Genomic DNA, 10,473 nt, shown 5'->3' on the forward strand with positions numbered 1-10,473 from the left:
GGCCATCATCTGATCCCGCACAACGGCCCACCCCGACTCCAAAGCGCACAACCGAATTCGCCCCCACGCCGAGGGTCGATCGGTGAATCAAGGCTTAGCACGGTCAACTGGAAGTCGAGATCGGCCGCCTCTCGGACAGTCGATAACACAACCCCACTCGTGGCGATTCCACCGAGGACCAGATGATCAATATTGCTGGCGCGCAATACTTCCCGCAGATCACTTCCCGCGAACGAGCTGATCCGCTTCTTAGTCACCACCAGCTCACCCTTGCCACGAAGTAGTCGGGGTTCGACCTCCGTCGATTTTTCGCCAAGGACAAGGCTTCCCCCCTTTTTCACCGCGGAGAAGCTCTTGTTGCGTTCCGACACTTCGGGGTACCCGAGGTTGAAGCCGACCCGGATAAGGATCACCGGGATACCGGCGTCTTCGGCCTTGGCTTGCGCAGCGACGACCCGGTCGAAATAGTCAGATGTCGCTCCGTACCGGCCGGTTGTGCCGTGCTGAATATCCATGAGCAGTAACGCTGTACTCACACGTGAGATCCTTTCTCGGTCAGACTGATCGACGGCGCCCCCGCAACTCTCCCACACCAGAACCACATTCGGGGCGCTGTGATGTGCTGATCGGCTGCTCAATACTGGATGTTGTCTCCCGCTGCCGGGATCGCGACGGATGTGACGAAGCGTTGCCATTGGCGAAGTCGTCTCACATGACACGTGTGCCGGTCTCGAACTCGACGCCCCGAACCCGGTGACGGTTATAACGAAGGAAACTCGATCACACCGCGGATGTTGCGGCTAGTGCGTAAATCGTCGATGGCATCGTTGATGTTTTCGAGCCGATAGCGCCTCGTCACGAGTTCGTCGAGCATCAGCGTTCCAGACTGATACATCGACAGGAGTCTCGGCATACTCGTCCGCGGGTTCAGTCCGCCGTACAGCACGCCTTTGAGCTGCTTGTGCGACACGACGAGGTCGGCGAGTGACATCGGTACTGAGAGTTCGGTGACCGGCGTCATGCCGGTTACTACGCAGGTACCGCCTTTGCGGGTGAGCATCAATGCGACGGGGATTATGTCGGTGCGAACGACTCCCATGGTCACGATCACCCGGTCAGCCATCACCCCGGCTGTCAGGGCTCCCACCAGTTCGATTGCCGCTTCGGCCGACTCGCTGGTATGTGTCGCACCAAATTTCGGCGCCAAGTCACGTTTGAACAAGGAGGGATCGACTGCGATCACGTGCTGGGCGCCGACCGCGCGTGCACCCTGTACGGCGTTCATGCCCACGCCACCGGTGCCAATAACGACGACAGTGTCGCCGGGCTCGGTCCCTGCCGATTCCGTGGCCGAGCCCCACCCGGTGGTGACACCGCAGGAGACCAGAGCTGCGGCATGAAAGGGGATCGAGGGGTCGAGCTTGATCAACGCGTTTTCCGATGTGACGACATACTCCGAGAAAGTCCCGAGCTGGGTCATCGCTGTCAGCGCCTCGTTGCCCAGTCGGCGTTGGGGGACGCCGTCGGCTCCCTCATCCTTGGCGAAGAGGTCCGCGCCGACGTCGCAGATGAAAGACTGCCCGGTGACGCACCAACGGCACTTCCCGCACGCGGCGATGAACGACATGCCGACATGGTCGCCAGGACGCAAGGCCGTCACGCCGGAGCCAACCGCTTCGACGACGCCCGCGCCTTCGTGGCCCCCGATCATCGGAAAGTAGTCGGGTGCGGCCAGCCCCGCAGCCACCATCATCTCGGCCATCTCGGGTGGCGGGACCGCGTCACCGGTGGCGAAGTGATCGTCGGAGTGGCAGATGCCGGCGACCCGCATGCGAACGAGGACTTCATTTTCGCTCGGATCCCTCAAGTCGACTTGATGGATTTCCCAGTCGTTACCGACACCGCGCATGATCGCGGCCTGTGATTTCACCTATCGACTCTCTCTCCCGTGATTGTGTACGGACACTTGCGGAGCATCGGCACCCTTCCCGCGGCGGATGATCCCAAGAGGGCTACTTGACAAATGTGAGAATAGATATTCTTGAGAAGTTTGCACTTTTGAGCACTTGAGCTGTAAGCGTGCGGACGAGAATTGAAATTCTCGAGAAAGAGAATTCGTCACGGACAGTGGCGAAGTGAGTCCGTGTCGCCCGGTAGCTAACAGCCCTGAACGTCCCGCCATGGGCCTAGCCCGGCGAGGGTATCAGTTTCTTGTGTACAAGGATGCAGATTGCTAGGGTGAATCGCCGCAAGGGCTCGCTGGCCGGAAGAACGCCTGCGCAACGGATTGCGGACGCGACACCGATAGCTTTGCAGCCGAGTGTTGACACCGTGGAGATGAGGCCAATATGGCGCGCGGCAGCGGTCCGGAGCGTTGGTCGACCGGGATTGCGTTGCCGAACGGTGTGTCGGGTGCGATGGCGGCGGTCGGTGGGTTCTTCGCGATGGCGCTGGATGCGGTGCGCTTCATTTTTGTGCGGCCGTTCCAGTGGCGGGAGTTCTTGGAGCAGTGCTGGTTTGTGGCCAAGGTGTCGATGGCGCCGACGTTGTTGGTGGCGATTCCGTTCACGGTGTTGGTCTCGTTCACGCTGAACATCCTGTTACGGGAGTTGGGTGCGGCGGATCTGTCGGGTGCGGGTGCGGCGTTCGGTGCGGTCACTCAGGTGGGGCCGTTGGTGACGGTGTTGATCGTGGCCGGGGCGGGGGCGACGGCGATGTGTGCCGATCTGGGGTCGCGCACCATTCGTGAGGAGATCGACGCGATGGAGGTGCTGGGGATCAACCCGGTGCAGCGTCTGGTGACCCCGCGGATGTTGGCGGCGGGGTTGGTGGCGTTGCTGTTGAACAGCCTGGTGGTGATCATCGGGATCCTGGGTGGCTATTTCTTCTCGATCTTCGTCCAGGACGTGAACCCGGGGGCGTTCGCTGCGGGGATCACGTTGTTGACCGGGGTGCCAGAGGTGATCATCTCGTGCGTGAAAGCGGCGTTGTTCGGTCTGATCGCGGGGTTGGTGGCGTGTTATCGGGGCTTGACGATCACCGGTGGTGGCGCCAAGGCGGTGGGCAACGCGGTCAACGAGACGGTGGTGTATGCGTTCATGGCGTTGTTCGTCATCAATGTGGTGGTCACCGCCATCGGTATCCGGATGACGACGGGTTAGGGCGGCGGTCATGGGTACTTCTACGGTGATGCGGTCGCGGTTCCCGCGGTTGGTGGGTCAGGCCGGTCGGCCGATGGCGTGGCTGTCGCGTATCGGTGATCACGTGTTGTTCTACGGCCGCGCGTTGGCGGGGGTACCACATGCGGCGGTGCATTTCCGCAAGGAGATCGTGCGGCTGATCGCCGAGATCTCGATGGGTGCGGGCACCTTGGCGATGATCGGCGGCACGGTGGTGATCGTCGGGTTCTTGACTCTGGCCGCCGGCGGCACGTTGGCGATCCAGGGGTACAGCTCGCTGGGCAACATCGGTATCGAGGCGTTGACGGGCTTCCTGGCGGCGTTCATCAATGTGCGTATCGCAGCGCCGGTGGTCGCCGGGATCGGGTTGGCGGCGACGTTCGGTGCGGGGGTGACCGCGCAGTTGGGAGCGATGCGGATCAACGAGGAGATCGACGCGCTCGATTCGATGGGCATCCGGTCGGTGGAGTATCTGGTGTCCACCCGGATCGTGGCCGGGATGATCGCGATCACGCCGTTGTACTCGATCGCGGTGATCCTGTCGTTCGTGGCGTCCCAGTTCACTACGGTCGTGTTGTTCGGCCAGTCCGGTGGGCTGTACGACCACTACTTCGACACGTTCCTCAACCCGATCGATCTGTTGTGGTCGTTCCTGCAGGCGGTGTTGATGGCGATAGCGATCCTGTTGGTGCACACCTATTTCGGGTTCTTCGCCTCGGGCGGGCCTTCGGGTGTGGGTGCGGCAGTGGGTAACGCGGTCCGGACCTCTCTGGTGGTCGTGGTCTCTGTGACGTTGCTTGTGTCGCTGGCGATCTACGGCTCTAACGGCAACTTCAACCTGTCGGGATAGGGAGATGGCGTGACGCGAAACCTCGGTCCGGGTCCGAAGCATTGCTCCGCAGCGATACGCTACGACGGTCCGTCCCAAGACGGCCGCAATAGGAGAAACGACCGTTCTCATGATGTAAAACCCGTATTCACGGGAGGTCGAGCGGAGGTCGCCGCTCGGACACCCAATGTATTCAGAAGGGGATCCAATGTCGGATCGCATTGATCTGCATCGCAGGCTCGCCAGAAGTAAGTGGGAGGCCTATGCGAACGCTCGGGAGACAGGTCTGGTCAAGTACTCGGACGAATGGCTTTATTCGCCCGATGCGGTGATCATGTGCCCGCGATTCAACAACGGCGAGCCACAGCGGTTCGCCGACTTGGCCACCGAGGAGCTGCTACCGCTGCTGCCCGCGGACGGCGACACCCTGACGCCCGAGATCAGGATGTGGTGGAAGCACATGCCCGATTGGCGACTTGTCAGCCCGTTCGACTGCGATGCCACCGAATGGGGCTTCGCAGTAAAAGACACATACGCGGGAACCACAACTGATGGCAGAGTCCTTTCACTCGATGAATGGGACTACATCTGGACCAATGAAGACGGTCAAATCACCCGGTGGGACTGGTTTGTCGACTCCAGGCAATGGAACCCCTACCTGGAGCTCATCGGACTTGACCCCGACACGCTGACCTACGTCGACTACGTCGCCAACTACCTACGAGTCGACGGCAACGGGTAGGACAAATGGTTAAACCTGCGGGTAGGGATCGGGTCGCACTGCCGTGCCTTTGCCTAGCTGTAGGCGTAAACCCGGGTCGACGGCCATCGGGTTGGTGAAGCGGAAACTGGCCGCGGCGAAGAACAGAAATGCGTACCGCTTGGGCGCGCGCAGTCGTGACAAGCCTTGTTCTCAAGGTGCGGGCGGTACCGATCTCACTCGATCAGCAGCACTGGCGAGTGCCAGCGGTTGCCGCGGTCACAGCGCATCGCTAACGCGTTAACGAGCATGAGTAGCGAACGTCTATCGGCATCCGACTAACAGCTACAGGCGCCGTCAGCACCATGCGACCCGCGATCGGTCCGGGCCCCCCGCTGCGGCAACCGCGGCGTGGGGCCGCCGGGCCACCTGACGGTTACCGGCGTGCCCGCGGAGCTGCAGGGACGCATCTTGCAACAGCCAGTAGCCATGCAGCCGACCGGCGGAGAGCTGCCGAGCATCGGTATTCAACGGCAGCTCGCCATCGAGCGCAATCCGCGTCGTGCCCTCGACGACCTTCGGTCGGGGAGCGATGGCTCATCGCCGCGCACAAGATCCAGGTCGACGGGTTCGCGACTGGCAGCTTGTGTACAACGCCTGACGCTGTGTGCTGCAGCGGTGGGGAGAATCACCATTATCGGTGGTGATGTGGTACTTCTGATGGATATCGGTACTTACTCACTGGAAGGAACGAACTCATGCCGCCGGCGAGTGCGAAGGCCACAAAAAAGAGCAGTGGCACGAAGGTCCAGCCCGAGGATGACGGCGGTGTTGAGTCGCTGGAGACGTGGCAAGAGCGCGCCGTCCAGCGGCGCCTGAGCGGTGCGCGCGCTCGGGCGTTAGCTCGGAGCTCTCGGTTCCTTGCGACAGCGTTGGAACTGATGCAGGACTCGGGGCGAGCGGATTTCACCGTGCAGGATCTGATCGACCGATCGAACCTCAGCCTGCGGGCCTTCTACCAGCATTTTGCCGGCAAGGAAGAGCTCCTGCTGGCGCTTTACGAGAACGTACAGAGTCAGTTCATCGAAGACATCCGTCAAGAGGTGTCGGCGGCCGATGGACCGCTGGGCCAGCTCGAGGCGTTTTGCCGGGGCTTTCTGTCTAGGGCGGAGTCGTCCGAGGCTGTCGGTGGCCGGATCGTCACGCTGTACAACCTCAGCCTCGCGCTTGAGAGGCCCGCCGATTTCGAAAAAGTGTGGGAGCCCCACCAGAAGCTGCTCAAGCGAATATTGACGTCCTGCTCGCGCGCGGGCCTCGTTCGCAAGGACCTGTCGATTGCGCAGCTGACTGTCCTCATGACGGCGACGCTTACCAGCCTCGGCCAGTTCAGCATGTTGCACACTGGCCCTAACGTGGAGCTCACGTTGGACGACATCTGGGCTTGGTGCCGCCAGTCTGTCGCCGCGCCGGTCGGCGCAGCGACGTCAAAGCCGTCACCCGCCCGCAGGAGGACCGCGGCAGCACCAAAGACGACGAGAGCTTCGCGCCGCTGACTGGCGAACTTAAAATGAATCAGCTGCTTCAGAAGCGAGCGTGGCGGCCGCGGGAGTCAGGCTGAACAGCAGCCGGTCGAGGATGACTCCGACTGAGCGCTTCGCCGGCCCTTTGCTTGGCGCCTGAGTAACAAGCAGGGCGGCCTCCTCCAGTGCGGCTAGAATCATGTGCGCGAGTTCCTGGACGGGCAACTGCTGAATTGCACCGTCGTCCATCGCTTCCTGAAGGACTTCTTGTACCAGTGCGAGACCGCCCGCACCCTCGATTGCGCGCAACGCCTGCCAGCCGAGAATCACCGGGCCGTCAATCAGCACGATGCGCTGAACCTCGGGTTCGAGCGCGGCATCGAGGAACCCGTGCAGACCCAGTCGGAGGCGATCCCAGGCATCACCGGGCGGCGGGTGGGCGATGGCTCGATCAACCAAATCTTGATGCACTTCTTCAAAGACCAAGCGGAACAGGTCGGCTTTGTCCTTGAAGTGGTGGTAGAACGCGCCCCGGGTGCCGGTGCCGGATTTGGCCACAATATCCCCGACGCTGGTCTGGTGGTATCCGGGATGGACGAACAACTCGCGGGCCGCCGTGATGACGTCGCGACGAGTCTGATCACCGCGCGCACGTCGTTCAGCCTCGCCACCTCCTCGATCGCCCACGAGGCTGATCATAGCAACATTCATAGTGTATGTTGAGTTCATGGCTGATGAAGGTACGCGCGGATATGGCACTGTCATCCCGGTCAAAGTGGGCTGGCTGGCCGACTACCCGGCGAACGCCGCCACCACCGATGACACGCTGGACTCGCTGAAGCTCATTTTCGACGAGGCGCTGGACAAGCGATTGATCGACCGGCCGATCGAGTTGGTCAAGCGTGAGGTGATCGGACTGCCCAACGGCGACTTCAAGCTCGTTCAGAGAGCATTCGATGAATTGGTGGCCGAGGGTTGTCTGGTCATCTTCGGCCCCTACGTCTCCGACAACGTCGTCCCGCTCAGCGCTCACGTCGAGCGCACTGCCGACGTCCCGATCATCACGCTCGCGGGATCCGAAACGGCACTGGGGGAATGGTGCTTCGCCTTGAACAATGGGTCCATGGCAGAAGAACCGGTGATGTTGGCGGCGGTGCTCAAGACCGACGGACGCAAGCGCATCGCGATCGCGCATGAGACGTCGTTGATCGGTAAAGAGTATCTCGGCTATGCGGTCCGGGCCTATGAAGCAGCCGGGCTACAGATCGTGGGTTCGGTGGCGATACCCCAGGTTGAGGCGGACAAAGTCGAAGCGGTGGCCTCGCTTCGCGCCACTGAGCCAGACGCCCTAGTCCACGTCGGCTTCGGGCACGGCTTGTTCGGATTTAACGACGCTCTAGCCAAGGCGAATTGGAGCCCGCCCCGCTACACCATGACGGCGTTTGAGCTCGCTCACATCGATCCCATGTGGATGGACCAATTGGCCGGCTGGATCGGGCTGGACAGCTACGACGAGCGCAACGCGGTCGGCCAAGAGTTTCTCGATCGATTCGAAGCGCGTTTCGGCCGGCGCCCCAACTACTTCATGCCCCCGTTGTGTCGCGATGTCGCCACGGTCATTGTTCACGCGATCGCCAACGCGCGGCCGCTCACCGGAGCGGGTGTCAAGGAGGCGTTGGAAGGCGTGAAATTTGTGCCTGCCGCCAGTGGGGCGCCGGGGACGTGTATGCAATTCGGGCGATACATTCGTCAAGGCTGGATGGGGGTGGATTACCTCGTCGCCCGCCGAATCCTACCAGACGCCAGCGCGCATGTTTTCCATGCCGCGCCCAGCATGGGCCTTACCTGGACCTAGGGCCCGCGGACCGCAAGGCCCCGCAGAACGGTGTCGCGAGAATGGATGAGTGAGGCGCGGGATCCTAACTCTCGCACAATGTTCGGCGGAATCCACAGGATGCCGATCACGCAGCGAGTCAGGATCTCCATGTTATGCGTCGGCACGACCAAGTCGCCCGTCTCGATACCGGCGGCGATTAGCTCGCTCATCTCACTCCGACGAGTGTCGAACGACCAAAGGGGTTCGGCGACCTCCGGCGGTGCATGACGCATCCATGCGAGCTGGATCGCGAACTCTTCGGGAAAACGGTCGACAGCATTGATGTTCAACCAACACAGCGCGTCAAGCTTCTCGGTCGGTGACGAGTCGGTGCGCATGATATCGGCCCACGCGTCGCCGATCTTCTGCGTGATGGACAGCATGATGGACTTGAGCATCTCGTCCTTCGAACCGAGATGGCGATAGACGGTTCCCGGGGGCAGGCCCGACGCGGCGGCGATATCCCGGATCGTTGTCACCTCGAAGCCCCTACGGCTGAACTCCTTACGTGCGGCAATCCGCACGCGGGAGGCTGTGTCATCGACGGCTTCGTTCTCTCCGGCCCAGGACTTGACGACGGCATCCGCCACAGCGAGCGCAGGGGATCGATCGAGATGATCGTTGGTGGGATCGGCCGCGGTAAGTCCGAGTAGGTGAATTCCGCACAAAACCTCGGCGACGTCGTCGGTTGGCGCGCCGTGCCGGACGACAGCCAGGCCTGCATGTAAGACGCTCTGACATACGCGGTCCGCGACGACGGCGAGGTCAACGTCGGGACGGATGAAGCCCGTACGGCGGCCCTCGCGCAGTAGTCGCAACATCGCTGTTTCGACGCCCGACGGTCTATTGCCCTGCTCCTGGGAGTCGGAGCGCTTGGTGCGGCCCTCGAGGAACGACATTTGAAGTGCAGCTTGATGTTTGACCGCACAGCGGGCGATCTCGCGGCACAGAAAATGAATCTGTTCCCCCACTTGAGGCGAGCTTGCTTCCTCGAGCCGGGCCATTGCGGCTTGTCCGACGAGATCCAAGTCCGCGCGATAGCGTCGGTTCAATTCGTCGAGTAGCGCATCTTTCGACTTGAAGTGATGGTAGAGGCTGCCGACCAGGATGCCGGAGGCGTCGGCGATTTGTTGCAGCGATGTACCGAGACCGTGGTGGGCGATCAGTCTATTCGCCGCCTGCACGATTTCGGTACGCCGAGTGACGTCTTCCGAACTGCCCGCGGCTCGGCGACGGGGACGCTTGGCGCTGGACATTGTGCGTTCCGACATTAGCAGTCCGCTACCCCGCGCACCCGGGACGCCCCACCGCCATCGCGCAGGGTCATCGCGTTGAAGTAACCAGCGGACGCATGTACGAAGGACCGGCGGTGTCGCCGTCGATCTCGGACGTGTGATTGGTGATGTCGTGCTGGTAACGGGTCTGGTGGGAGCGGTACGCGAAGCCCCAGTCGATGAATCCCTCGACATCTCCGAATGCGTCGCCATAGGAGGCCGAACACAGTAGCGTGAGGTCCCGGCGGCCTACCCCGCGCGTGTAGCGCAGCATACACGCCGGTACCTCGTCGCGAGCTTCGATGCGGGCAACACGGTCGCTGAGTTGAGTCTCCTGGGTCATTGGCCATCCCATCCGTCGATCCCGATTACTTCGTTGACGTCGCGCCGCGGTCCTGGCGAAAATGTGTGACCCGCGCGCAGACGCCCGACCGGCAACAGGCATCCCTGGACGAACGTGTTCGGAATTCCGGGCAATTCGCGCACCTCGTGTTCACGATCAAGGTGCAGTGTCGTGATGCACGTGCCGTAGCCGCGGGTATGCAATGCGAGCTGGAAGTTCCATACCGCCGGGAAGATGGAGCCATAGAGCGTGGCCAGATAGAACGACTCATCTCCATCGCTTCGTGGACACGTTGGCTCGTAGCCATGGGATCACCAGTGCGGGCACGTCTGCCAGATGCTCTACGAGCCACTCGGTGGATGACATCAGCCGCCCTTCTGCCGAACCGACAGGTATGAAGCTCGCGATCATCTGACCACCAACCTTCTTGAGGTAGGCCGAGCGGTACAGCGCCGCAATCGCGCTGCGAAGCCTGTCGTCGATGATGACCAGCCAACGCCAGTTCTGCTGATTTGAACCGTTGGCGGCGTGCAGAGCTATCCGCAGGCAGTCGCGAATCTCGTCGAGGTCGATAGCGCTGTCGAGGTCTAACGTTCTGCGCGCAGAGCGCGTGGCGGTGAGCAGGTGGTCGATCTCCACGGTGACTCCTAAGCCTGGATTCACCGATGAGGTAGGGATGGGAGGCGGGTTGTAACAGCGAAATGCCCTGTCGTGGTGAAAGAATGAGATTTCTCTAGGATCACATTCAGCCA

Annotated in this window: 10 protein-coding genes and 2 pseudogenes; 5 read left to right on the forward strand and 7 right to left on the reverse strand. The window is 61.8% G+C overall.

Features of this window, described 5'->3' with window-relative positions; genetic code table 11:
* Window positions 1-5: 5 nt before the first annotated feature.
* On the reverse strand, window positions 6-536 hold the full coding sequence (locus H7I57_RS09680; protein ID WP_264023234.1) for a cysteine hydrolase family protein: 531 nt from the start codon (window positions 534-536) through the stop codon (window positions 6-8).
* A 224-nt stretch (window positions 537-760) separates the two neighbouring features.
* Window positions 761-1,930, reverse strand: a complete 1,170-nt coding sequence (locus H7I57_RS09685) for an NDMA-dependent alcohol dehydrogenase (RefSeq protein ID WP_264023236.1) — start codon at window positions 1,928-1,930, stop codon at window positions 761-763.
* Window positions 1,931-2,348: 418 nt separating this feature from the next.
* On the opposite strand from H7I57_RS09685, the gene H7I57_RS09690 reads away from it, so the two are divergent.
* The 3 genes from H7I57_RS09690 (at window position 2,349) to H7I57_RS09700 (ending at window position 4,750) form a co-directional block, all read left to right on the forward strand.
* Entirely contained in the window at window positions 2,349-3,161 is an 813-nt protein-coding gene (locus tag H7I57_RS09690) for an MlaE family ABC transporter permease (RefSeq protein ID WP_264023237.1), read from the forward strand.
* Between the two features lie 10 nt (window positions 3,162-3,171).
* Entirely contained in the window at window positions 3,172-4,029 is an 858-nt protein-coding gene (locus tag H7I57_RS09695) for an MlaE family ABC transporter permease (RefSeq protein WP_264023238.1), read from the forward strand.
* Between the two features lie 187 nt (window positions 4,030-4,216).
* Window positions 4,217-4,750: a hypothetical protein gene (locus tag H7I57_RS09700; RefSeq protein WP_264023239.1), complete on the forward strand. Its 534-nt coding sequence runs from the start codon at window positions 4,217-4,219 to the stop codon at window positions 4,748-4,750.
* 250 nt (window positions 4,751-5,000) lie between these two features.
* On the opposite strand, the pseudogene H7I57_RS09705 reads toward H7I57_RS09700, so the two are convergent.
* Window positions 5,001-5,281: pseudogene (locus tag H7I57_RS09705) on the reverse strand (thiolase C-terminal domain-containing protein); the annotation flags it as partial.
* A gap of 185 nt (window positions 5,282-5,466) precedes the next feature.
* On the opposite strand from H7I57_RS09705, the gene H7I57_RS09710 reads away from it, so the two are divergent.
* On the forward strand, window positions 5,467-6,261 hold the full coding sequence (locus H7I57_RS09710) for a TetR/AcrR family transcriptional regulator (protein ID WP_264023240.1): 795 nt from the start codon (window positions 5,467-5,469) through the stop codon (window positions 6,259-6,261).
* Window positions 6,262-6,270: 9 nt separating this feature from the next.
* On the opposite strand, the gene H7I57_RS09715 is transcribed toward H7I57_RS09710, so the two are convergent.
* A complete protein-coding gene (locus H7I57_RS09715) occupies window positions 6,271-6,915 on the reverse strand; it encodes a TetR/AcrR family transcriptional regulator (RefSeq protein WP_264023244.1) in 645 nt (214 codons plus the stop codon).
* A 40-nt stretch (window positions 6,916-6,955) separates the two neighbouring features.
* On the opposite strand from H7I57_RS09715, the gene H7I57_RS09720 reads away from it, so the two are divergent.
* Window positions 6,956-8,083, forward strand: coding sequence for an ABC transporter substrate-binding protein (locus H7I57_RS09720; protein ID WP_264023241.1), 1,128 nt, complete (start codon window positions 6,956-6,958; stop codon window positions 8,081-8,083).
* On the opposite strand, the gene H7I57_RS09725 is transcribed toward H7I57_RS09720, so the two are convergent.
* From H7I57_RS09725 to H7I57_RS09735, 3 genes and pseudogenes are all read right to left on the reverse strand, one after another.
* Window positions 8,080-9,360, reverse strand: a complete 1,281-nt coding sequence (locus H7I57_RS09725) for a TetR/AcrR family transcriptional regulator (protein ID WP_264023242.1) — start codon at window positions 9,358-9,360, stop codon at window positions 8,080-8,082. The genes H7I57_RS09720 and H7I57_RS09725 overlap by 4 nt on opposite strands.
* A gap of 67 nt (window positions 9,361-9,427) precedes the next feature.
* Window positions 9,428-9,721, reverse strand: a complete 294-nt coding sequence (locus tag H7I57_RS09730) for a nuclear transport factor 2 family protein (RefSeq protein WP_264023243.1) — start codon at window positions 9,719-9,721, stop codon at window positions 9,428-9,430.
* Window positions 9,718-10,360: pseudogene (locus H7I57_RS09735) on the reverse strand (nitroreductase family protein). The gene H7I57_RS09730 and the pseudogene H7I57_RS09735 overlap by 4 nt, the downstream one beginning before the upstream one ends.
* Between the last annotated feature and the right edge of the window lie 113 nt (window positions 10,361-10,473).

Source organism: Mycolicibacterium pyrenivorans (assembly GCF_025821625.1).
Taxonomy (GTDB): Bacteria; Actinomycetota; Actinomycetes; order Mycobacteriales; family Mycobacteriaceae; genus Mycobacterium; species Mycobacterium pyrenivorans.

Bases quoted from the DNA above. Each gene is read 5' to 3' on its own strand.
- H7I57_RS09690 (WP_264023237.1), top strand. From the start codon at position 2,349: ATGGCGCGCGGCAGCGGTCCGGAGCGTTGGTCGACCGGGATTGCGTTG.
- H7I57_RS09695 (WP_264023238.1), top strand. From the start codon at position 3,172: ATGGGTACTTCTACGGTGATGCGGTCGCGGTTCCCGCGGTTGGTGGGT.
- H7I57_RS09700 (WP_264023239.1), top strand. From the start codon at position 4,217: ATGTCGGATCGCATTGATCTGCATCGCAGGCTCGCCAGAAGTAAGTGG.
- H7I57_RS09710 (WP_264023240.1), top strand. From the start codon at position 5,467: ATGCCGCCGGCGAGTGCGAAGGCCACAAAAAAGAGCAGTGGCACGAAG.
- H7I57_RS09720 (WP_264023241.1), top strand. From the start codon at position 6,956: ATGGCTGATGAAGGTACGCGCGGATATGGCACTGTCATCCCGGTCAAA.
- H7I57_RS09725 (WP_264023242.1), bottom strand. From the start codon at position 9,360: ATGTCCAGCGCCAAGCGTCCCCGTCGCCGAGCCGCGGGCAGTTCGGAA.
- H7I57_RS09730 (WP_264023243.1), bottom strand. From the start codon at position 9,721: ATGACCCAGGAGACTCAACTCAGCGACCGTGTTGCCCGCATCGAAGCT.